Source organism: Shewanella sp. DNRA4 (assembly GCF_012843185.1).
Classification (GTDB): Bacteria; Pseudomonadota; Gammaproteobacteria; order Enterobacterales; family Shewanellaceae; genus Shewanella; species Shewanella xiamenensis.
Genome location: NZ_JABAIP010000011.1, coordinates 1 through 21,227, shown reverse-complemented (window position 1 = coordinate 21,227; position 21,227 = coordinate 1). Strand labels below are relative to the sequence as shown.

Annotated in this window: 21 protein-coding genes and 2 tRNA genes; 17 read left to right on the top strand and 6 right to left on the bottom strand. The window is 44.2% G+C overall.

The genetic code is table 11. The annotated features are described in order from the left end of the window. Positions 1–30: 30 nt before the first annotated feature. Positions 31–255 (top strand): TIGR02922 family protein, encoded by a 225-nt coding sequence (locus tag HG547_RS13015; protein ID WP_037420886.1) that lies wholly within the window; start codon positions 31–33, stop codon positions 253–255. Between the two features lie 100 nt (positions 256–355). Here the strand turns inward: HG547_RS13015 and HG547_RS13010 are convergent, their stop codons facing one another. Then, positions 356–937 (bottom strand): TetR/AcrR family transcriptional regulator, encoded by a 582-nt coding sequence (locus HG547_RS13010; RefSeq protein WP_140907696.1) that lies wholly within the window; start codon positions 935–937, stop codon positions 356–358. A gap of 129 nt (positions 938–1,066) precedes the next feature. Here HG547_RS13010 and HG547_RS13005 point away from each other — a divergent pair, with 129 nt between their 5' ends. After that, on the top strand, positions 1,067–2,134 hold the full coding sequence (locus HG547_RS13005) for an alkene reductase (protein ID WP_140907697.1): 1,068 nt from the start codon (positions 1,067–1,069) through the stop codon (positions 2,132–2,134). 79 nt (positions 2,135–2,213) lie between these two features. Here HG547_RS13005 and HG547_RS13000 read toward each other — a convergent pair whose 3' ends face one another. Next, complete coding sequence (locus tag HG547_RS13000; RefSeq protein WP_169548052.1) at positions 2,214–4,634, bottom strand: ATP-binding protein; 2,421 nt, start codon at positions 4,632–4,634, stop codon at positions 2,214–2,216. A 536-nt stretch (positions 4,635–5,170) separates the two neighbouring features. Here HG547_RS13000 and HG547_RS12995 point away from each other — a divergent pair. After that, a complete protein-coding gene (locus HG547_RS12995) occupies positions 5,171–7,828 on the top strand; it encodes a bifunctional diguanylate cyclase/phosphodiesterase (protein ID WP_169548051.1) in 2,658 nt (885 codons plus the stop codon). 107 nt (positions 7,829–7,935) lie between these two features. Next, on the top strand, positions 7,936–9,165 hold the full coding sequence (locus HG547_RS12990) for a DEAD/DEAH box helicase (RefSeq protein WP_055647805.1): 1,230 nt from the start codon (positions 7,936–7,938) through the stop codon (positions 9,163–9,165). A 121-nt stretch (positions 9,166–9,286) separates the two neighbouring features. On the opposite strand, the gene HG547_RS12985 is transcribed toward HG547_RS12990, so the two are convergent. After that, positions 9,287–9,796, bottom strand: a complete 510-nt coding sequence (locus HG547_RS12985; RefSeq protein ID WP_169548050.1) for a hypothetical protein — start codon at positions 9,794–9,796, stop codon at positions 9,287–9,289. Positions 9,797–9,997: 201 nt separating this feature from the next. On the opposite strand from HG547_RS12985, the gene HG547_RS12980 reads away from it, so the two are divergent. The 12 genes from HG547_RS12980 (at position 9,998) to HG547_RS12925 (ending at position 20,227) form a co-directional block, all read left to right on the top strand. Further along, on the top strand, positions 9,998–10,951 hold the full coding sequence (locus tag HG547_RS12980; RefSeq protein ID WP_055647807.1) for a DUF523 and DUF1722 domain-containing protein: 954 nt from the start codon (positions 9,998–10,000) through the stop codon (positions 10,949–10,951). Between the two features lie 120 nt (positions 10,952–11,071). Next, positions 11,072–12,109, top strand: coding sequence for a MerR family transcriptional regulator (locus HG547_RS12975; protein ID WP_055647808.1), 1,038 nt, complete (start codon positions 11,072–11,074; stop codon positions 12,107–12,109). After that, a complete protein-coding gene (phrB, locus tag HG547_RS12970; RefSeq protein ID WP_169548049.1) occupies positions 12,099–13,637 on the top strand; it encodes a deoxyribodipyrimidine photo-lyase in 1,539 nt (512 codons plus the stop codon). Before HG547_RS12975 ends, phrB begins: the two co-directional genes overlap by 11 nt. 44 nt (positions 13,638–13,681) lie before the next feature. Further along, positions 13,682–14,128 carry a nuclear transport factor 2 family protein gene (locus HG547_RS12965; RefSeq protein ID WP_037420859.1) on the top strand — a complete coding sequence of 149 codons (447 nt, stop codon included), beginning with the start codon at positions 13,682–13,684 and terminating at the stop codon, positions 14,126–14,128. Then, positions 14,128–14,928 carry an SDR family NAD(P)-dependent oxidoreductase gene (locus HG547_RS12960; RefSeq protein ID WP_169548048.1) on the top strand — a complete coding sequence of 267 codons (801 nt, stop codon included), beginning with the start codon at positions 14,128–14,130 and terminating at the stop codon, positions 14,926–14,928. The genes HG547_RS12965 and HG547_RS12960 overlap by 1 nt, the downstream gene beginning before the upstream one ends. Beyond that, positions 14,925–16,175 (top strand): FAD-dependent oxidoreductase, encoded by a 1,251-nt coding sequence (locus HG547_RS12955; RefSeq protein WP_169548047.1) that lies wholly within the window; start codon positions 14,925–14,927, stop codon positions 16,173–16,175. Before HG547_RS12960 ends, HG547_RS12955 begins: the two co-directional genes overlap by 4 nt. Beyond that, positions 16,172–16,963 carry a DUF1365 domain-containing protein gene (locus tag HG547_RS12950; protein ID WP_169548046.1) on the top strand — a complete coding sequence of 264 codons (792 nt, stop codon included), beginning with the start codon at positions 16,172–16,174 and terminating at the stop codon, positions 16,961–16,963. The genes HG547_RS12955 and HG547_RS12950 overlap by 4 nt, the downstream gene beginning before the upstream one ends. A 1-nt stretch (position 16,964) precedes the next feature. Then, positions 16,965–18,221 carry a cyclopropane-fatty-acyl-phospholipid synthase family protein gene (locus tag HG547_RS12945; protein WP_037420850.1) on the top strand — a complete coding sequence of 419 codons (1,257 nt, stop codon included), beginning with the start codon at positions 16,965–16,967 and terminating at the stop codon, positions 18,219–18,221. Between the two features lie 21 nt (positions 18,222–18,242). Beyond that, positions 18,243–18,815, top strand: coding sequence for a DUF2878 domain-containing protein (locus HG547_RS12940; protein WP_248278746.1), 573 nt, complete (start codon positions 18,243–18,245; stop codon positions 18,813–18,815). Between the two features lie 20 nt (positions 18,816–18,835). Then, on the top strand, positions 18,836–19,384 hold the full coding sequence (locus HG547_RS12935) for a chalcone isomerase family protein (RefSeq protein ID WP_169548044.1): 549 nt from the start codon (positions 18,836–18,838) through the stop codon (positions 19,382–19,384). Beyond that, complete coding sequence (locus tag HG547_RS12930; RefSeq protein WP_047534873.1) at positions 19,372–19,923, top strand: DUF3833 domain-containing protein; 552 nt, start codon at positions 19,372–19,374, stop codon at positions 19,921–19,923. Before HG547_RS12935 ends, HG547_RS12930 begins: the two co-directional genes overlap by 13 nt. 91 nt (positions 19,924–20,014) lie before the next feature. Next, positions 20,015–20,227 (top strand): hypothetical protein, encoded by a 213-nt coding sequence (locus HG547_RS12925; protein ID WP_169548129.1) that lies wholly within the window; start codon positions 20,015–20,017, stop codon positions 20,225–20,227. A gap of 75 nt (positions 20,228–20,302) precedes the next feature. On the opposite strand, the gene HG547_RS12920 is transcribed toward HG547_RS12925, so the two are convergent. Next, the gene (locus HG547_RS12920) at positions 20,303–20,647 is read right to left on the bottom strand and encodes a DUF3634 family protein (RefSeq protein ID WP_169548043.1); all 345 of its coding nucleotides are present in this window, start codon (positions 20,645–20,647) and stop codon (positions 20,303–20,305) included. 154 nt (positions 20,648–20,801) lie between these two features. Here HG547_RS12920 and HG547_RS12915 point away from each other — a divergent pair, with 154 nt between their 5' ends. Beyond that, on the top strand, positions 20,802–20,987 hold the full coding sequence (locus HG547_RS12915; RefSeq protein ID WP_037420841.1) for a hypothetical protein: 186 nt from the start codon (positions 20,802–20,804) through the stop codon (positions 20,985–20,987). 57 nt (positions 20,988–21,044) lie between these two features. Here HG547_RS12915 and HG547_RS12910 read toward each other — a convergent pair. Next, a tRNA-Thr gene (locus HG547_RS12910) sits at positions 21,045–21,120 on the bottom strand. 21 nt (positions 21,121–21,141) lie between these two features. Then, positions 21,142–21,217: transfer RNA gene (locus HG547_RS12905), tRNA-Phe, on the bottom strand. Positions 21,218–21,227 lie beyond the last annotated feature (10 nt).

Here is a 21,227-nt window from a genome sequence, read left to right as displayed (position 1 = left end):
GTAGATACTGCTTAATGTGAGTTAAAAGTTATGCAAGCAACACAAGCGACTGTTACAGTTTTGTATTATGATGCGCCCGTTGGGTTAATTATGCACAATTCGGTGTTACAAGGTTTACCTGTTAGCGAGTCAGGTCGTGTGATGATTCCTGCAAGTTTTCGCAAAGGAAAATCCATTATTGCCGTATTAGAAGGTGAATGTAAGATTTTGAACTCACTCGGTGAGCGTGTTTTTGCACAGGCAAATATAGGTTAAGAAAAAATATACTGGCAAAACATCATATTGAAAGGACGATAAGTTGATTTATCGTCCTTTTGCTTTATGTGTTCGGTTAAATAAGCGTCAGGTTCGACTGTTATCTGCAAACATCATCAAACAGTTTATTGGCTAATTGCTGCAATATCTCCGCCTGCGGATGGGTGTGGGCGAAGGTTCGTAAGCCATAAATTCCCATCATTAAATATTGTGCTCTCTGCTCGCTATTGAGCTGCCCTTGTAACATTCCTTGAGAAGCTGCAAATTCAAATTGTGCGGTGAGTGCGTTTTGCCATAGATGGAGATTCTGACTGATAATATGTTGAATCTCATCGTCTTGCTCGGCGATTTCATTTAACGCCTTGGTCAGTAAACAGGCTTGCTGGCTATCGCAGCTGATACATTCGACGACTACATTATCTAAGTAAGTTTTTAAATTTTTAAGCACTGGCTGGTTGTTGGAGAAGATAAGCTTGAATTGCTCGTTTCTATCCTGTTGATATTGCTCGATAGCGGCAATGAGTAATCCACGTTTATTACTAAAAGCACAGTAAATGGACCCAGGGTGTAATCCGGTGGCTTGGGTGAGATCTTGCATGCTGGTCTTGGTATATCCCTTACGCATAAAGGCCGCCATTGCCCCCCTGAGTACTTGCGCCCTATCAAACTCTGCGTTTCGCATTGCATTCTTACCTCTTACCGATACTTGCCGGAGATTCTAACTAATTTTGAACAAACATTCAAAAATGTTCTTGAATGATCATTCAAATAGTAATATCTTGAACGTACATTCAAGAATGGGGTTTAACCAATGACGATTGAAAATGCAGTGAACTCTGTAGGTAATCTATTCGACACCTATAAGCTTAATGACACGATAACCTTAAAAAACCGTATTTTGATGGCGCCATTAACGCGCTGTATGGCTGATGCCGACTTGGTTCCTACCGATGATATGGTGGCTTACTATGCACGCCGTGCTGAAGCCGGATTGATTATCTCTGAGGCCACGATTATTCGCCCTGATGCCCAAGGCTACCCAAACACTCCCGGTATTTTTACCCAAGGGCAAATTGCAGGCTGGCGCAAAGTGACTGATGCTGTGCATGCCAATGGCGGTAAGATTTTTGTGCAATTATGGCATACAGGCCGTGTTGCTCATCCACATTTCTTCGGTGGTGGTGATGTGCTGGCTCCTTCTGCCCAGAAAATTGAAGGCAGTGTGCCAAGAATGCGTGAATTGACCTATGTAACGCCAAAAGCTGCAACGGTTGAAGATATTCAGGGGCTGGTGCGTGATTATGCAAAAGCGGCTGAGAATGCGATTGAAGCCGGCTTTGATGGCGTTGAGATCCACGGTGCTAATGGTTACTTGATTGATGAATTCTTACACCATGATAGTAATCGTCGTACCGATGAATATGGTGGCACACCAGCCAATATGTCACGGTTTGCCTTAGAAGTGGTCGATGCAATTGCCGCACGTATTGGTAAAGACAGAACGGGTTTACGTATTTCCCCTGGCGCCTATTTCAATATGGCAAGCGATAGCCGTGACCGTGCGGTTTTTGATTATTTACTTCCTGAGTTAGAAAAACGCGATCTGGCCTTTGTGCATATCGGTATTTTCGATGACAGTATGGAGTTTGATTACTTAGGCGGCTCTGCATCAAGTTATGTTCGTGCACACTATGGCAAAACGCTAGTGGGTGTGGGCAGCTATAGTGCACAGACGGCGAGCAAGGCCATTGCTGAGGATAAATTTGACTTAATTGCAATTGGTCGCCCCTTTATCGCTAACCCCGATTATGTTGCTAAAGTGCGTAAAGGCGAGGAGCTGGTGGCTTATAGTGACGAGATGTTAGCAACCTTGATTTAAGGTTTAGATTGCTACGCTGGTAAAAAAGGGTTAGCTAAGCTAACCCTTTTTGCTTTTTGTATCTGTTGTTCAATCGAGACTATGAATTCGTTTTGCTGAGTGCTCTCAAAGCATTAAGTTTGTGTTGGGCAATGCCGAACACGCAATCCGATGCATAGTGCTCTGCGTGTTTACTCTCATCGGTTTGCACTATCGCAGCGGCTTTACCTAATAGCAAAGTCATCGCTTGAGTAACATGGTTAATCGCCCAAATATGGAATTCACCACGCTCAACCGCTTCCACAATATCTTGGCGTAGCATTAAGTTTGCAATATTCGACTCGGGAATAATCACTCCTTGACTCGAGGTTCTACCCTTGATTTGACACACATCGAAAAAGCCTTCAATTTTCTCATTAACCCCGCCGATAGGTTGGGCTTCGCCAAACTGATTCATTGAGCCAGTAATGGCAATATCTTGTCTTAAGGGCAACTCACTGATGGCGGAGATAATAGCGCAGCATTCGGCCATTGACGCACTATCACCATCGACACCGCTGTAGGATTGCTCGAAGGTGAGGTAAGTGGTGAGAGGAATTTGCGCGGTTTTACCTAACACAGAGGCTAAATAGGCGGTAAGGATTAAAACGCCCTTAGAATGTATTCGCCCACCCAGTTTGACCCTATGTTCGATGTCCAGCACTTCTCCTTTACCATACGCGGTCGTGGCGGTGATGCGATTAGGCAGACCAAATTGATGATCTGAAGTAGAAACAACAGATAACGCATTGATTTGACCAACGACTTTATCGTGAGTATTAATTAGTGTGGTGCCATTAACGAAGCTTTCCATGATGTTGTCGTGCAGGCGGGAGACGCGTTTCTCTTGATTTTTAAGTGCCTGTTCAACATGCTGCTTTTCTATTTGTTCACTTGCTACGGCTTTTGCGCAAAAGTTGGATTCCCGTAATAGGTTGGCAATATTAGCAGAGTGCAGTGAGAGCTTCTGTTGATCCTGTGCCTCACGTGAGCTGTATTCAATGATGCGTGCAATGGCGCTACGGTCGCAGTGCAGCATGTTGTTATCGTGGACAATACTGGAAATAAATCGGGCATAATGGGCTTCGGAGTCGTCGGTTCTATCCATGACATCTTCAAAGTCGGCAGTTACCCTAAATAGTTCACTGAAATCAGGATCATAATGCTGTAATAGTTGATAGGTTTCATGGTCACCGAACAGGATAATTTTAACATCTAACGGAATCGGTTCCGGTGCTAATGAAATGGTGCCTGACAATGAGACTTCCCGCTCTAATGAACTCAGATCCAACTTGCGTGAACGCAATGCTCGCTTTAACCCATCCCAAACATAGGGGCGTTCAAGCACTTTGATCGCGTCCATTAACAGCACGCCACCGTTTGCCTTATGTAAACTTCCTGGGCGGATCAATGAAAAGTCGGTAAACACTGTGCCTCTGAAGGTGGCGTTTTCAACATAACCAAACAGGCTGTGGTAGCTTGGGCTTTCTTCGACCACGATGGGGAATTTCTGTTCGCCTTGGCATACAAGTACATTGACCTGGTAGCGGCGGGGCATTTTCTTTTCAAGTGAAGCGTAGGCAAGGGCGAGTTGTTCTTCACTTTCTTCAAGGAAAATATCTAAATTACTTAGGATATCTGCCTGCATTCCGGTTAAAAATGCTCTGACATCTGGTTGATGTTTGTACTTATCCTTCAAGGGTTTAAAAAAGTGGATCAACACATCCTTGGCAACTTGTTCATCATGTTCCTGCTGAGTATCACTAAATTCTTCTTCCCATTCAGTGTTTTGGCGAATAATGCTCCTTAGTTTTACTTCTAGCCCATTGATATTACTTTCAAATTGACTACGCTCGGCTTCCGTGAGGGCGCTGAAGCTGGCTTCATCATGGGGTTCATCACCATTGAGGGCGATCATTTGATAATCTCCCTGCATGGTTAAGCTCAGACTAATATTTTTTTGTTTGGCCTCTTCGCTGAGCTCTGTGAGTGCGGCTTCTTGCTTTTGTATCAGTTGGCTTTTAAGTTTTTCAGCTCTGGCATAATACATTTCATTATCAAAGGCTAAGGGTAATGCTCTTACCAGTTTGAGCATGAGTTTCTCGATGGATTTCTTAAACTCTTGCCCTGTGCCAGCGGTGAGTTTTAGCACTTTAGGGCTGCGGGTATCGTCAAAGTTGACCACATAGCACCAGTCAAATAACGCGGGTTTTATGGGATCGTGGCGATTGAGATAGCGCAGCATCATGGTTCGTTTACCGAGACCATTTTGGCCGATCGCATAGATGTTATAGCCCTTTTCTTTTATCCCCATGGCAAATTCTACCGCCTGTTGGGCACGTTCTTGGCCAACAATATCATCGAGTGGCGTGAGCTGGGCTGTAGATTGGCACTCAGTATTAAGCTGTTTAAGTTCTGACTTTCGGTAAAGCTGCTGGCTCGTTAACGGGATGGCGGGTGTGGCTGTAGGCACGGTAGGCATAAAAATCCTTGTTTTTCTTTCTGATTATTTCCATTGTAGACAATAGGATAATGTTATTGTCAATGAAAAGACGGTAATTTCTACTTAAACAATCCTTATGCGAGGGGGCTATACCTTGGGATTCGGCCCTGTTTGTAGGCGTGAATTTTTGCTTGCGAAACGAAGATGAAGATGTTTGATTTTTATTCAAATGTTTTATTGCTAAGCTTTTACTGACGTACTCATTTTTGAGTAGCTTTGAGTCTAACCTTTATCGACAGTGAGTCTGTTGGCGATAATGGTGTTTAAATTTCGTTATCTGAAACAAACTAATCTGCTAATAACTCAAATAATTATGTATTAGTGAATGACGATGATTGAGTGTCTGCGGTAATATCTGTCAATTGAGGGTGGGATTGTACTGGTTTTGTACTTCAGCCTAGGCTCAGATTTTATTAAGACAGTGGGTGGGTATTGTTGTCGGTGTAGTGTTTTTTAGGGGGGCGCTTGTTGTCCTTATTTAACATGGAATTGTAGAGGCTATAGTTAGCAAGCTTATGATTGATTTTGCAATTTCACAAAAGCAGTTAACAGATTGGGCAAACGACTTACAGTTAGTCGCCAATATCACTCAGTCGCATGCGGTGATTTTAACTGCGAATGTAGCGGGTGAATATCGTCAGTTAATTCAGTCTGAACGGTGCCAACTTGTTGATATAGAAGCTCTTGTTCGGCATTTTAATCATAAAGCTCATTTAAACCTCTATCAACATGCGACACCTAAAGTTAATACCCCATCCACTCGCTCCGCTTCCCATTATCCCTTCAACGAATCAAGTACCTTTAGTCATCATCAGGTTAATATTCCGTTGGATGTACGTCATGCTGCTGCATTCAAGCAAGCCTTGATCCCTGATGTAAAATCAACGCCAAAATGGCGTGATACCGGACTTGGAAGCTTAATTTATTTGCCTATCATCTGGAATTCTGGAGCGCATTTCGGGGTATTTTGTTTATATCATCATACTCCTTTACAGTTAGATGATAAGGCACTGCAACTCGCTTCCCTAACGGTTAATAGCCTACAGCTTAATTTGAGTGAGTTGCACAGGGCCCAACGACTGCAAATGGCCGCCTTGCGCGGTGATGCGAAGTCGATGGATGTTATTGACTTGCAGACCTTTATCGATAGTTTTGAAGAGCATATTTGGGTCAAAAATACCGACGGTGTTTACACCATTTGCAACCAAAGTGTTGAAAATGCGTGGGAGCTACCCCGCAGTGACATTATTGGCAAGACGGACGAAGAGTTATTTGGCAAAGCGATTGCGGATATTTTTCTTAATGGTGACAAACTTGCTATTGAGACTGGGGCGCCAATTATTGTTGCCGAATGTTTAGATGGTGAGAATCAAAATAAACACTTATGGCTAGAGACCCTTAAAATCCCCGCCTTAACGCCCGAGGGGGAACTGGCGGGCGTGATAGGCATGACCCGTAATATCTCTAAACATAAAGAAGTGGAAGAACAACTTACCCTCGCTACCAATGTCTTTAAACACTCCCTTGAAGGTGTAGTCGTGACTGATAGACACGGTAATATTACCGATGTTAATGGTGCCTTTTACGAGATTACAGGTTACTCGCGAGAAGAGTTACTTGGGCAAAATCCACGCCTATTTAATTCCGGCCGTCACGATAAAGCTTTTTTTGAAACCATGTGGAATCATTTACTCGATGCTGGTAAGTGGAATGGTGAAATTTGGAATCGACGTAAAGATGGCACTATTTTTCCGCAAAATATCACTATTAGCGCCATCTACGATGAGGTTGGGGAGATCCGCTATTTTGTCGCAGTCTTTGCCGATATCTCCGCTCAAAAACAGAGTGAAGCGCAACTTGCTCATTTAGCTTATTTTGACCCACTGACTCATTTGCCGAATCGCATGAAGCTGATGATGCAGCTTAAGCAAGAGGTCAGGCATTCGAAACGACTCAATGCCCAACTAGCGACAGTCTTTATTGATGTGGATTTGTTTAAACACATTAATGACAGTTTTGGTCATAGTATTGGCGATGAAATGCTGGTGGAACTGGCTAAACGTCTTCGCAGCCAATTACAGGAGCAAGATGTGTTGTCACGTATTGGTGGCGATGAGTTTGTGGCGCTGATTTCCGGCATTCAAGGCCATGAGGATGCTACAGCGGCAATTAACCAATTGCGCCAAGTATTTGATCTGCCTTTTGTGGTAAGCACCGGGGATCATTTACGCCTTACCGCCAGTATGGGGATTTCCCTTTACCCAAGTGATGGTAGTAATGCTGATACGCTGCTACGCAATGCCGATGCCGCCATGTATCGCGCTAAGAGTGAGGGGCGAAATAATTATGCCTTTTACACCGAATCATTGACCAAAGAATCGATCGAGCATTTAAAGTTGCAGAGTGCGCTTTATGGTGCACTTGAGCAAAATTCTCTGTATTTGATGTATCAACCCAAATTAAATTTGGTGACCCGCAAAACCGTTGGAGTTGAGGCGCTATTGCGTTGGAACGATCCGATTTTAGGACAAATTTCCCCAGGGATGTTTATTCCCGTCGCCGAGAAAATTGGCTTAATTTACGATATTGGTTTGTGGGTGCTTGAAACGGCTTGCCAGCAAGGTGTGCGTTGGTTGGCTGACGGTAAACAGTTTGGCCGCATTGCGGTTAACGTCGCAGGACAGCAGTTACAACGTGGCTCCTTTGTGGAGGACGTGAAACGTATCCTAACGCAAACAGGCTTACCTGCAACTTGCCTTGAGCTTGAAGTGACAGAAAGTGTGATGATGAATAATCCGGATGTCGCGATTCGTGATTTAAAATTGTTAGGTGATTTGGGCATTGAGCTCTCGGTCGATGATTTTGGTACGGGTTATTCATCACTAAATTATTTGAAAAAACTTCCAATTCATAAGCTTAAAATCGACCAGTCTTTCGTACGGGACATTCCCTTCGATACCAACAATACCGCGATAGCTAAAGCTGTGATTGCCCTTGGTCATGCCTTAAAATTAGATATTGTTGCTGAAGGGGTAGAAACCATCGAGCAAGCCGAGTTTTTAACTCAAAATTTTTGCGACCAAGCACAGGGATATCTCTTTAGCCGCCCACAATTACCAGCGGATGTTGAGGCTTTTTTTACCGAAGCGGAATTGTTTACCAAACCTAAGTAGTGGTGTGGCTGTGACCGATAAGCATGATATTAAAGGTGCGATCGTAAACTGGTCGCAGTCCGTCCGGTCTGCTAACATTGCGGCATGATTGTTTTTGGTGATGTTTCATGTCTTTTAGCGCGCTTTCCTTAAATACCCAATTAGTTAACACCTTAGCTGAACTTGGTTATCAACAACCCACGCCTATTCAAGTTGAAGCCATTCCCGCCATTTTAGCAAAACAGGATGTGATGGCGGGGGCTCAAACGGGAACGGGGAAAACCGCAGCCTTTGCATTACCCATTCTGCAACACTTAATCGCTGATAACGAAAACCTTAAGGCGCCAAAAGAAATCCGCGCCTTAGTTTTAGTGCCAACGAGGGAGTTGGCACTACAAGTTCAGCAAAGCTTTGTAAAATATGCGAAAGGCACAGATATTCGTGTGGGTATTGCCTACGGCGGAGTGAGTATCGAGGCGCAGCAAGCGGTGTTTAACGCCGGGATTGATGTGTTGATTGCAACCCCAGGCCGCTTGCTTGATCATTTACGTCAAGGTGCACTCAATCTTAGCCAATTGAACACACTGGTATTTGATGAAGCCGACCGGATGCTTGATATGGGATTTATGGATGAAATCAAAGCCGTGCTTAAGCAAGTGCCCGCTCACCGACAAACTCTGCTATTTTCCGCCACTTTGGATGATTCGATTTTTAGTTTCAGCAAAAACCTTCTGCGTAATCCCAAGCTGATTGAAGTGGCTAAACGTAATACGACCGCGGCCCAGATAGAGCAGCGAGTCTATGCCATTGATAGCGATCGTAAAACTGAGTTTGTCAGCCATTTAGTCCGTAGCAAAAATTGGCAGCAAGTGTTGATATTTAGTCGCACTAAACAGGGAGTCGATAAGCTGACCACTCAGCTCAATCAACTCGGGGTGGCAACGCAAGCTTTCCATGGCGACTTGTCCCAAGGTGCGCGGGAAAAGGTATTGCAGGAGTTTAAACAAGGACAAGTGCAAGTCTTAGTTGCCACCGATGTGGCTGCAAGAGGGCTTGATATTGCTGAACTACAGTATGTGATTAATTTCGAATTGCCGTTTATTGCTGAAGATTACATTCACCGTATCGGTCGTACTGGTCGCGCTGGCAGTGCCGGGGTGGCTATTACGCTTTTTAGCCAAGAGGATGCGCTACTGCTAGAAAAAGTCGAAGCCTTGCTCGATAAGCGTTTGCCACAACAATGGTATCCTGGCTTTGAACCCGATTTTAACAAAATGGTCTCCGAGCCAAGGCGCAATAGCAAAGCTGCTCAAAAACAACGGGCTAAAAAACGCGCCTTAGGTGGTAAAAAGCGCTAATTAAGGCGACAAGGTTGTTTCTGATAGCGAGCCGCCCTTTGATAGGGCGGATAATCATTTCACCAATGGCTTTGCATGATGATTCAGTTGGCTTGTTGTTCTTGCTATACCGCTCGCGTTATTAACTAAAATACACTTCAGCTTGGTTATTGCGTTGTCGTTCTTCATTTTTCTCAGTGGCTTCTTTAATTAGCTCCACTTTTTGAGCTTGGAGTAATTCAATTTTTTTTGCTTTTTCCTCTTCGGATAAGCTGTCATCACCTGCTATTTTTGCTATCTCCTCATCTAGCTGTTTAAGCTTATCCCTATCAATGCCTGTGCGTTTATCGAGAATCGCCTGCATTGCGTCTTCTAATCTATTATGCGGCTTTTCAGTCTCTGCCGTACCGGCAATATGTTGCACATTGGCGGTGTAATGTTGTTTGGCATTAGGCGCAAGCTGACCATAGGTATCACTGCTTTCAGCATCTCGAGTCACGCCGCTAGATAGGGTGACTGTATCTTGCGGGGCTGTCATTTGAGCTCTCGGATTCTTAGCAGGGCTTGATACACTTTGCGTTTGCTGAGTTTGCAACGATTTTACTTGGTTCAACGCGATGGCCGCATAGCTATTGGGATTGATGACAGTCATTTCCTTATTTTTCCTCGTTGATTTTCACTTTCAGATGCCGCGCCAATAGGGCAAATAAATTAAGCAATATCAAGGCCAAACTCTGGCGACTTTCGTTGGATTTTTAGTAGAAAAATATTTTTATAAAAAATTGTACAAAAACTTGATCCTTGTACAAGAGTGGTCCGTAATAGTATCTAAATTGATACAAGGAATCTCATTATGTACAAGTTTAATCCGCAACGTATTCAAATAGGGATCAGTGCGTGCCTGTTAGGGGAGAAGGTACGTTTTGACGGTGGTCATAAAAATTCCTCCTATTGTAATCAAGAAATTGCCCCATTTTTTGATTTTGTTCCTATCTGCCCAGAAATGGCGATTGGCCTAGGCGCACCTCGTAAAAGTATTCGTTTAGTACGCGATGGTGAACAAATACGGGTACAGAGCGCGGATGGAAGTTTAGATGTCACCGAAAAACTCAATGATTTCAGTGAGCGCAAAGTAGAAGAGTTAGATTTTTTAGGCGGTTATCTACTATGTGCTAAATCCCCAACCTGCGGTATGGAACGTGTGACAGAGTACAAGATTGGCACCAATAACGGCTCTAAATCCGGTATTGGCGTATTTGCCCGCAAATTAATGGAGCGTTATCCCCATTTACCGGTTGAAGAAGAAGGGCGTTTGCACGATATGGTGCTGCGGGAAAACTTTTTTACTCGGGTCTACGCCTATCACGACTGGCATACAATGCGTCACGAGGGGCTGACTAAGCATAAGTTAGTGAAGTTTCACTCCCGTTATAAGTACTTATTAATGGCCCACAGTCCTAAATGGTATCGCGAGCTTGGACCGATTGTGGCCAATATTGAGGATATTGAAGCGACCGCTGACCGCTATTTTACAGGCTTTATGACCGCCTTAAAAATCAATGCGACCCGTAGAAATCATACCAGCACCTTGCAGCATATTCAGGGCTATTTTAAAAAGCACTTAACTAAGGAGCAAAAACAAGAACTATCTGAAATGATTATGAAATATCGTCAAGGACTCTTGCCTCTGTTAGTGCCTATCACCTTGATTAACCACTACTTAAGACAATTCCCAACGCCATATATTGAAGATCAAGTGTACTTAAATCCCCATCCGGAGGAGTTAAAACTGCGTTATGCCTACTAGGGTTTTGCTGATAGGTGCGTTTGAGCAAAATGGCTTAACAGATACAAACCACGATTGGCGAAATGGTTTAGCACAACATGCTTGGGCCAACCAATCTGATTCATGAGTTAAGAGACAAAAATGGAAGATCATAATTTAGAGCTTGCTGCTGATAATCCCAGCAGTAGCGAATTACTGCCGATCGGTGAGGTGTCGCGGCTTACTGGCGTTAATGCGGTGACATTAAGGGCATGGCAGCGGCGTTTTGGGCTTGTTATCCCTGAGCGTACTCCCAAGGGGCACAGGCTGTATACTGCCGAAAATATTCAACAAATCCATGAGATTAATGCATGGTTAGCAAAAGGCGTTGCCATCAGTAAGGTAAAGCCATTATTGATAAGTTCGGCTAAAGCGATAGATGTCGCAAGTGTGCAATTTCAATCGTCTGATTTTTGGCATGAGCAGATTTTGGCGTTAAATACTGCATTTTTTGAGTTAGATCAGCTCAAGTTTCACCAAATCTTAGATGAAGCCTTGGGCTTATATCCATTTCAATTGGTTAAACAAAAACTGCTACAAGCTTGGTTTGCACAATTAATGCCTTTATTGGAGCCGCGTTTAGATGTGGAGCTGCTACTTGCTTGGTTAGACAGTGAGTTAGCTAGCCGTATCGGTGGGCGTTTAAGCGTAGCGGGGCTAGCAAGCTCGCCCCAGATTGCGTTAGTGCGTTTGCCTTATGTTACATCGCAAAAAAATACAGAGCCTACGCTTGCGCCCAGTTCAAGCCTTACTAACCGTTTGTATTGCCTTGCACTATTACTGGAACTTGCCGATTTAAGAGTCTCAGTGGTCAACTTAGGCGTGCAACATATCAGCAGTCTTGGGCTAATCAATAACAGGCTTAAGGTTGATGCGTTAGTGTTATTGCCAGAGGCGAATCACTCACTATCAAAGCAGACAGAGCTGCAAATGTTGCTGGAGACTAAGTCACTCACTTGCTATCTCGTTGGCCCTTTCGCGCCGACACTAACCACTTTATCGGACTATATCGCCCCTAGTGTTACCGAGATCATTCTGCAAATAACGGCCGCAAAGCAGCAACATAAAAAACAGTATCGTAGACAGAAAAACCAGGCTAATGCTGCACTGATTGAAGGAGAGAGCGCCGATGAGCATTAATCAATGCGGTTTGGAGAAACAGGCGTTAATGTGGTTTCGCCAAGATCTGCGCCTTACCGATAATCAGGCGTTTACGGCCGCCTGTGATTGGGTAAGGCAACATCATGCCGCCAAGCTTAAAGCGATTTACATTGCCACCCCAAGTCAATGGCGTCGCCATGATATCGCGCCAATTCAACTCGACTTTATTCAGCGGCATGTGAATCTACTGGCCCAAGGACTGGCGAGTTTAGGAGTTGAATTTGAACTCATTCAACTTGATAGCTTTAAAGATATTCCCGCATTTTTAACGGGTTATTGTGAAGAGCATCGTATTGGACGGGTATTTGCAGGACGAGAACCTGAGATCAATGAGCAAAAGCGCGATCAAGCTTGTATTGAAGCGGGGATTCCTTTGGTGCTTAGTGATGAACATTGCTTATTACCACCGGGAACTGTGTTTAATTTAAGCGGTGACATGTATCGGGTGTTTACTCCTTTTAGCCGCAAGTGGCGAGAGGTTGCCGCAAAGCAGCCGATTGTGCCGCTGGGTGTGCCAGCACCGCTTGGTCCTATCTTATCGGAGCCTAAACCATTATTTTTTAAAAATATCGGCTTTGCTGATTCTCCTGCCTACAAGGGCATTGCGCCATCAGAAACAGGTTTAAATCAAACCATATCAACCCCGCTTATCTCGAGTGAACAGTGGGCGGCAGGTGAGGGGCAAGCCAAGCGGCTGCTTAATCAGTTTATTCAGCAAAAAGTGCAAGACTATAAGCAAGATAGAGATTTCCCCGCCATTGATGGCACCAGTGTTATCTCCCCTTATCTGGCGATTGGTGTGCTCAGCCCAAGGCAATGTGTCGCGGCGCTTTTACAACGTTTCCCTGAGGTAATGGTTGATGACACTAGCCCCGGGCGAACATGGCTAAATGAGCTGATTTGGCGGGAGTTCTACCGTCATTTGCTGGTGGCTTTTCCTGATTTATCCAAGGGACACAATTTTAATCGCCAAGCCGATCATGTGCCGTGGCGCAACAATCAAAGTGAGTTTTTAGCTTGGTGTGAGGGCAAAACCGGCTATCCGATAGTGGATGCAGCTATGCGCCAACTTAATCAAACCGGCTGGATGCACAATCGCCTGCGTATGGTGGTGGCGAGTTTTTTAACCAAACATTTGCTTATTGATTGGCGTTGGGGTGAGCGGTATTTCCGCCAGCATCTTATCGACGGCGATCTGGCGGCTAACAACGGCGGTTGGCAGTGGTCGGCAGGATGCGGTTGTGATGCGCAGCCGTACTTTCGGATTTTTAATCCTATGAGCCAGAGCGAAAAGTTTGATCCAGATGGCCGCTTTATTCGTAAGTACTTACCAGAACTCGCATCTTGGGGCGTTAAGCGATTGCATCAACCGAATCAGCAAAAAATGCCTTCGTTGTTTGAAGCACCATTATTTGCATCGCAAGCGGATTATCCCTATGCGATTGTTGAGCACAATGCGGCAAGAGCAAGAGCGCTGACGGTACTGGGTGTGCTGAAAAAGGCTTAGACCACAAGTTCAACCTTAATACTTATCCCTTAGGGAGTGTCTGGATGATAAACCAAGCGAAGATTGAGCATAGCGGATTAGTAGATGATTTTATCGGCCTCTATCAAGCGTTAAATAAGGATAATCTGCATCTACTTGCAGAGGTCTATGATGACAATATTTGTTTTATCGATCCGATGCATCAAGTGAATGGCTTAAACGCGTTGACACAGTATTTTGCCAAGCTTTATCAAAATATTGGCTATATTCATTTTGAAATCAAAGAAGTATTACAGGATGACACTCAAGCATCGCTGTTTTGGCAAATGCAATATCGTCATCCTAAGCTCAATAAAGGAGAGATAGTTCGGGTTGATGGGATGAGCCAGCTTAAGTTTCATCAGCGCATTTATTTTCATCGGGACTATTTCGACCTCGGGCAAATGCTGTATGAACATTTGCCTTGTATGGGCGGACTTATTCGCTTGCTTAAAGATAGGGCGGCTAAGTAATGACCTCTTTGCTCACCAAAAAAATCAATACAGTGCTGATAACTGGGGCAAGTTCAGGTATCGGTTTGCAGTTAGCAAAGGATTATCTGGCCTTGGGTTGGCATGTGATTGCCTGTGGCCGTGACGCCTCAAAACTTGATTTGTTGGCGCAGAAGGAATTGATAGGCGCCACTTGCTTGAGTTTTGATATTAGCGATCGTGTTCAAGTCCAGCAGGCTGCTACTGAGCTGGGCGATATGCTCTCGAGCAGTGAATGTCTATTGGATATCGTGATCCTCAACGCCGGTAGTTGTGAGTATATCGACGATGCAAAACATTTTGATGATCAGCTCTTTGAGCGAGTCATACACACTAACTTGATTGCGATGGGCTACTGTTTAGGGGCATTTTTGCCTCTAATGCCAAAAGGATCGAAATTAGCCTTGATGAGTTCCAGCGCGATTTATTTACCCTTTCCCCGTGCCGAGGCTTACGGCACATCTAAAGCGGGCGTTAAGTACTTGGCTGCGAGTCTGTCACTCGATGTTGCGCAAGATGATATTCGTGTCAGCGTGATTTGCCCTGGATTTGTAGCAACCCCCTTAACCGCCAAAAATGACTTTGCCATGCCAATGCAAATTGATGTGCATGAAGCTTCATTGGCGATTCGTGTTGGTATCGAACGCGGCGACGCAGAGATCCATTTTCCAAAACGATTTACTTATTTGTTGAAATTGATGTCATTTTTACCAGCATTTGTATGGCAAAAAATGATCCAAAGAGATAGCCAAGCAAAAGCGCTAAAGGACACCGGAAGATGAAAAATATTGCCATTGTAGGTACTGGAATTTCAGGGCTGACCTGCGCTCATCTATTGAGCCAGTCACATAAAGTGACGGTATTTGAGGCTAATGATTATATCGGTGGTCACACTGCCACTGTGGATGTGGATTATCAAGGTAAAACCTATGCGATAGATACTGGGTTTATCGTATTTAACGATAGAACTTATCCCCGTTTTGAGCGGTTGTTAGCCCGCCTTAATGTCAGTATTTTGCCGACAGAGATGAGTTTTAGCGTGCACAATGCGCTCACTGGGCTTGAATACAATGGCCATCATTTTGCGAGTTTGTTTGCCCAAAAGCGTAACCTCCTGAATCCGCGCTTTTGGGCCTTTTTAAATGAAATTGTTCGATTTAATAAAAGCTGTAAAGCCATTTATCAGCTGGACCAATACCCTGATGCTAATTTAGGGGATTTCCTCGACAGAGAGCGCTTTTCAGCTTTTTTTGCTGAGCATTATATTTTGCCAATGGGCGCGGCGATTTGGTCATCGAGCATTGAAGATATGCGGGCTTTTTCGCTGCGCTTTTTTATCCGTTTCTTCGAGCATCATGGACTGTTAAATGTAACAGACAGACCACAATGGTATGTGCTGAAGGGCGGTTCACGCAGTTATATTCCTGATTTAATTGCACCATTTAAAGATAATCTCCATTTAAACAGCTCAGTTAGTGCCATCGAGCGCCATGATGATTGCGTCAAGCTTCAGGTTAATGGAGAGTGGCATGTGTTCGATGAAGTGATTCTAGCTTGCCATAGCGATCAAGCGCTTGGAATGCTAAGCGATGCTACCTCCGCTGAAAAAGCCATTCTGGGCGACTTGCAGTATCAGAATAATGAAGTGGTATTGCATACGGATACCCGCATTTTACCTAAGCGTAAAGCGGCTTGGGCAAGTTGGAATTATCGCTTAGATGGCGATAAAAAACGTCCTGCATCAGTGACATATAATATGAATATCCTGCAGCGCTTACCTAGCGACGCGCCAACGTTTTGTGTGACGCTTAATCAGAGTGAGCTCATTGATGAGTCGAAAATTCTGCGTCGTTTCAACTATGCTCATCCAGTCTTTAACGAACGTAGTTTACAGGCACAGGCAAGGCGGGAGGAGATTTCTGGCAAAAACCGCACCCATTTTGCAGGGGCCTATTGGCACAATGGTTTCCATGAAGATGGTGTACGAAGTGCGTTAGATGTTTGCGACCATTTTGGGATTAGCCTATGAGTGAGCTCAATAGTGGTATTTACTACGGCACAGTGACGCATAGTCGCTTTACCCCAATAAAACATCACTTTAGCTACAAAATGGCGTTGCTGGCGATTGATTTGGATGAAGTTGATTCTATCAGTCGTATGGGGCGGATATTTGCTAGTCAGCGCCGCGCCTTGCTGAGATTTAATCCTGCGGACTATCTCACTACGTTTACCTCAAAGGACAATCTTAACCGCAAACTCGATATAGAGGAGCCGAGTGCTTCAGCCCTCAAGATCCGAGTGCTTCAGCAAGTGGCAGAATTGGGCGGAGAAGAGCGATGTAATCGAGTGCTATTTGTTGGGCAAATTCGGCATTTTGGCGTGTATTTTAGCCCGGTAAATTTCTATTTTTGTTATCAAAATCAACAGCCTTTATACATGCTTGCCGAAGTGAGTAACACCCCGTGGGATCAGCGCCACTGCTATTTAGTGGATTTATCGGCTCCTGAAATAACGGATAAAGTGTTCCATGTTTCGCCTTTTATGAATCTTGATATGCGCTACCAGTGGCATGTTGCCCCCCCCACTGAACGCTTAAATATTGGTATTGAAAATCTGCCGAATCATTCAGGCAAGCGTTTATTTAATGCAACGCTTTCGATGACTCGCCAAGACATTAATGCCACATCACTTAGGACGCTGTTGTTTCGCTTCCCTTTTATGACGTTGAAAATTTTCGGTGGGATTTACTGGCAGGCGTTAAAGCTGTTCTACAAACGAGTGCCTTTTGTGCCACATCCTGCTCAAATGGAGAAATAATATGGAAAACACTGCATCGCAATCTTCAGTTGTTACGGCAAAATTGCCTGACAGTCTTGCCCGTAAACTACTGCTTAAGGCATTAGAAAATCTCCCTAACGGATGTTTAACCTTAGTCGAGGGTGATAAAAGCTATCGTTTTGGTGAGCACCACAGTGAGCTACATGCAACGCTAGTCGTGAAGCATCCGAGCTTTTATCGTCAAGTGATGTTTTCAGGCTCCATCGGTGCAGGTGAGGGGTATATTCAAGGCCATTGGACCAGCCCTGACTTAACCAAAGTCGTGCAACTTTTTGCTCGAAATTTGCCGTTGCTTGACCAGATTGAAGCTAAATTTAGTTGGCTTACTGGCTCGATTAATCGCTTTAAGCACTTGCTTAATCGTAATTCTCAACAGGGCTCTAAGCGTAATATTCTTGCCCATTACGATTTGGGCAATGCGTTGTATGAGCAGTTTTTAGACCGTGAAATGCTGTATTCCAGTGCCTTGTATCCCCATAGCGAGGCAAGCCTTGCTGATGCGCAGCTACACAAGCTCAAAACCATTTGCGAACGGCTCGATTTAAAGCCGGGGCAAACCCTATTAGAAATCGGGACTGGTTGGGGCGCTTTGGCGATTTATGCAGCTAAACATTATGGTGTGCACGTTACGACCACTACCATCTCCGATGCCCAATATGCCTATGCTAAAGCGCGGGTTGAACGTGAAGGGCTAAGCGATAGTGTGACCTTACTGACCGAGGATTATCGAAATCTTAGCGGTCAATACGATAGATTGGTGTCTATCGAGATGATTGAAGCCGTAGGTCATGAATATTTGCCTGGGTTCTTTAAAAAGCTGGAATCATTGCTCAAACCTGAAGGGCGGATGTTATTACAGGCAATCACTATTTCAGATCAGCGTTACGATAGTTATCGTAAAAGCGTTGATTTTATTCAGCGATATATTTTTCCTGGCGGCTGCTTGCCTTCGGTTCACCAAATGGTTGGCCATTTGGCGAAGCGCACCGATATGCAAGTCTGGTCGATCGATGACATGGGCTTAGATTACGCCAAAACCTTAAAGGATTGGCACGACAACTTTGATCGTTCCGTTGCCCAAATCCAAGCCCTTGGTTATGGCGAAGATTTTATTCGCATGTGGAAGTTTTACCTCAGTTACTGCGAAGGCGGATTTTTAGAGCGCACCACAAGCACTGTGCATTTAGTGGCTGTACGTCCCGGGTATCGTTTACCTAATACGATTAACCGTAGTTAACGTCGCGCAGAGATGCTCCCTATGGTCAGATACATTCAAAATATGTCTAAGCTTCAAGGGGTTATTATCTACAACGCCTTGAGCTTTCAGTGTGTTTGGTGGAGTAGCATCTTATGGGGTAATCGAGTGTTGTTACTCAATATCTCATTGTTATTGATTCATTTTTTACTGTTGGCTTTGGTTGAAAACCGACAAGCTGTGTTTCGGGACTTCAGTACCATGATTAAGGTGGGGTTGCTGGGTATTGCGATTGATACCTTGCTCACTTTGTTCGGGATATTTGAGTTTACCGTTTTACCTTGGTGGCTCGCTTGTCTATGGCTGCATTTTGCCTTGAGCCTGCACCACAGCCTCATTTTTGTGCGTGCTTTACCTATTATTTTGCAGGTTATATTGGGTGGTGTATTTGGCAGTCTTAGCTACATTGCGGGCGCGCAATTTAATGCGGTGACGCTTCCTTTTGGCGAAAGTATTTCCATGCTTATCCTTGCTGTTGTTTGGGCTATCTTATTGCCGCTGTTTATCAAAATATCCCGTAGTTATAGGCCAGTTAGGCGTTATGGGCTTGAACATCGTCGCTTGTGCGATCGTTAATTTTCAAGTGGAGGAATCGGATGTCTATGCTATCGACTAAAACCTATCTTAGGGTCATCTTTGGGTTGTTACTCTCTTTTGCTGGATATGCAAATTCAACCGCTACGGTCGATAACTCGAAGACCCAGGATCTTGTTGAGGTTGGGCGCGGCGAAATGGATTGGCTGTGGTTCAACTTATATAAAGCTCGTCTGATGACACCAACCGGTCAGTATCAGCAGGGGGTGTATCCGCAACTGTTAGATATTGAATATTATCGTGATATTGATGCTGCAGATTTACTGGAAGCCACAGCCGACCAATGGCGACATCTAGGTTATGCCGATAGTGATATTGGTCGCTGGCTTAATTTACTAAAGGGTATTTGGCCTGATGTCACGCCAGGTGATCATTTAAGTTTTAAGATTATCGATGCAAACCAGAGTCAATTTTATTTTAATCAACAACCCCTCGGGCTTATCCAAGAACCACAATTTGCACAGGCTTTTTTAGCGATTTGGTTATCGACTAAAACCAGTCGTCCAAGTTTACGAGCGCAATTACTAGGAGAAAAATCATGCGATTGTTAACGCTAAATTGGACTAAAAATGTCATCTTAAGTTTATTGATGCTCAGCCTGTTATCTAGTTGTTCCTCGGTTGAAGTAGCTGATTATCAAGGTACAAATCCACCATTAGTATTGGAAAAATTCTTTAATGGCCCGCTTAAGGCATCGGGCATCGTTGAGGATTTTAGTGGCAAAGTGATCCGTAAATTTAATGTCACTATGGAGGCGAGTTGGAAAGGGAACGAAGGCGTTATCGATGAATGGTTTGTCTATGATGACGGTGAAACCCAAACCCGTATCTGGCGTATAACCTCCCTAGGTGATGGACAGTATACCGGCACGGCAGGCGATATTATTGGTACTGCAGTAGGTGAGGCGAGGGGAAGCGCGCTGCGCTGGCGCTACGATATGTTATTGCCTGTTGATGGTGATGAATACCAAGTGCATTTTGATGATTGGATGTTTTTAGTTAATGACAATACCATCATCAATAAAAGCGACATTATTAAGTGGGGGGTTACCGTTGCTAAGGTGACTTTAGTGATCCAGAAGCTAGATTAAGCGGCTTGCTGTCATGGTTAACGGTATGGCTTGGCTAATAATCGCTCTCTGACTGCTCTAGACTGGCTCAAAGCAATCTATCGTGAATCATATAATGAAAAAGTATTGGATGTTACTGGCTGTGTTAGCAAGTATTTCATTAACAGCTTGTTCTAGCATTGATTTTCGTTTCGAAGATACTTCAGAGAAACAAGCAGATCCTCATCAATCGAGTGGCGATCCTATGGTGCAAGATAATGAGCGCCGTGTTCGTGATGCGCGCGAAGATGGAAAGCTAGAGCCAAAGGATCCGATTAAATTCTAAGATTGATCAATCTCAATAGAGTTTGAGTGAATTGTGCAGCCCTTACTTTGACATAATGGCTGATGATTCGGAAAATTAACCCGCTTGACGACTATTATCCACTGTCTTCTTATCGTAATACTCAAAGGGAAATTGATTACGGATCCTTTGTTGTAGATTGTCATTTACATTGGCAGATATATGTAGTCGGACGTCGGTATTTTTCTCGGCTCTGATAGTACAAGTGAGTTTATCTGCTTTAGCAAGATGTCGACATTCCTTCTCGAAACGCTCGGGGATTTTGCCTTTGTGGTGAGTCATACGGCCGTCTTTAAAGTGCATTTCGAAAATAGTCGATCCCTTCTTACCACCAAATATCAGCTTATAAACCAGAAACAAACCACTTGCGATAAAAATAAGTTTAAAAATCGTAGCTGTCATGATGTCTCCTATCTTATGTTTATAGAATAAAGATACTCTGGAGTAGCAATGTTTAACAGTGCGCTAACACGCAATTTTAATTTGGCAACGTTAGGTTTATGACCTAGTGTTAATCAATTAAGGAAATATCATCCCCTTCGTTAAGGAAAACGCTATGTACCTATCAAATGCAGACCGTTGGTCGTTATTGTGTAAAATGCAAATTGAAGTGATCGACAAATTATCTTCGCACTTTCCTGAGCGAAAAGAGCCGCTAAGCGAGTTAACTCATGGTTGGCGACACTTGCAGCATCAAGTCCAAACGGGGGATAGGCCGATAGTGCATGAGCTGATAAAGTAAATTGCTAAAATCACAGATACAAAAAATCCACTCAAAGAGTGGCTTTTTTGTTTTTTATGGTGCCGGCACCAAGAGTCGAACTCGGGACCTACTGATTACAAGTCAGTTGCTCTACCAACTGAGCTATGCCGGCTTAACTTTTACTGCTGAATAATGGTGCCCGAACCCGGAATCGAACCAGGGACACGAGGATTTTCAATCCTCTGCTCTACCGACTGAGCTATTCGGGCAACTAAACTA

Excerpts from the sequence above, each read along its gene's own strand:
- HG547_RS13015 (WP_037420886.1), top strand. The coding sequence starts at position 31 with ATGCAAGCAACACAAGCGACTGTTACAGTTTTGTATTATGATGCGCCC.
- HG547_RS13010 (WP_140907696.1), bottom strand. The coding sequence starts at position 937 with ATGCGAAACGCAGAGTTTGATAGGGCGCAAGTACTCAGGGGGGCAATG.
- HG547_RS13005 (WP_140907697.1), top strand. The coding sequence starts at position 1,067 with ATGACGATTGAAAATGCAGTGAACTCTGTAGGTAATCTATTCGACACC.
- HG547_RS13000 (WP_169548052.1), bottom strand. The coding sequence starts at position 4,634 with ATGCCTACCGTGCCTACAGCCACACCCGCCATCCCGTTAACGAGCCAG.
- HG547_RS12995 (WP_169548051.1), top strand. The coding sequence starts at position 5,171 with ATGATTGATTTTGCAATTTCACAAAAGCAGTTAACAGATTGGGCAAAC.
- HG547_RS12990 (WP_055647805.1), top strand. The coding sequence starts at position 7,936 with ATGTCTTTTAGCGCGCTTTCCTTAAATACCCAATTAGTTAACACCTTA.
- HG547_RS12985 (WP_169548050.1), bottom strand. The coding sequence starts at position 9,796 with ATGACTGTCATCAATCCCAATAGCTATGCGGCCATCGCGTTGAACCAA.
- HG547_RS12980 (WP_055647807.1), top strand. The coding sequence starts at position 9,998 with ATGTACAAGTTTAATCCGCAACGTATTCAAATAGGGATCAGTGCGTGC.
- HG547_RS12975 (WP_055647808.1), top strand. The coding sequence starts at position 11,072 with ATGGAAGATCATAATTTAGAGCTTGCTGCTGATAATCCCAGCAGTAGC.
- phrB (WP_169548049.1), top strand. The coding sequence starts at position 12,099 with ATGAGCATTAATCAATGCGGTTTGGAGAAACAGGCGTTAATGTGGTTT.
- HG547_RS12965 (WP_037420859.1), top strand. The coding sequence starts at position 13,682 with ATGATAAACCAAGCGAAGATTGAGCATAGCGGATTAGTAGATGATTTT.
- HG547_RS12960 (WP_169548048.1), top strand. The coding sequence starts at position 14,128 with ATGACCTCTTTGCTCACCAAAAAAATCAATACAGTGCTGATAACTGGG.
- HG547_RS12955 (WP_169548047.1), top strand. The coding sequence starts at position 14,925 with ATGAAAAATATTGCCATTGTAGGTACTGGAATTTCAGGGCTGACCTGC.
- HG547_RS12950 (WP_169548046.1), top strand. The coding sequence starts at position 16,172 with ATGAGTGAGCTCAATAGTGGTATTTACTACGGCACAGTGACGCATAGT.
- HG547_RS12945 (WP_037420850.1), top strand. The coding sequence starts at position 16,965 with ATGGAAAACACTGCATCGCAATCTTCAGTTGTTACGGCAAAATTGCCT.
- HG547_RS12940 (WP_248278746.1), top strand. The coding sequence starts at position 18,243 with ATGGTCAGATACATTCAAAATATGTCTAAGCTTCAAGGGGTTATTATC.
- HG547_RS12935 (WP_169548044.1), top strand. The coding sequence starts at position 18,836 with ATGTCTATGCTATCGACTAAAACCTATCTTAGGGTCATCTTTGGGTTG.
- HG547_RS12930 (WP_047534873.1), top strand. The coding sequence starts at position 19,372 with ATGCGATTGTTAACGCTAAATTGGACTAAAAATGTCATCTTAAGTTTA.
- HG547_RS12920 (WP_169548043.1), bottom strand. The coding sequence starts at position 20,647 with ATGACAGCTACGATTTTTAAACTTATTTTTATCGCAAGTGGTTTGTTT.
- HG547_RS12915 (WP_037420841.1), top strand. The coding sequence starts at position 20,802 with ATGTACCTATCAAATGCAGACCGTTGGTCGTTATTGTGTAAAATGCAA.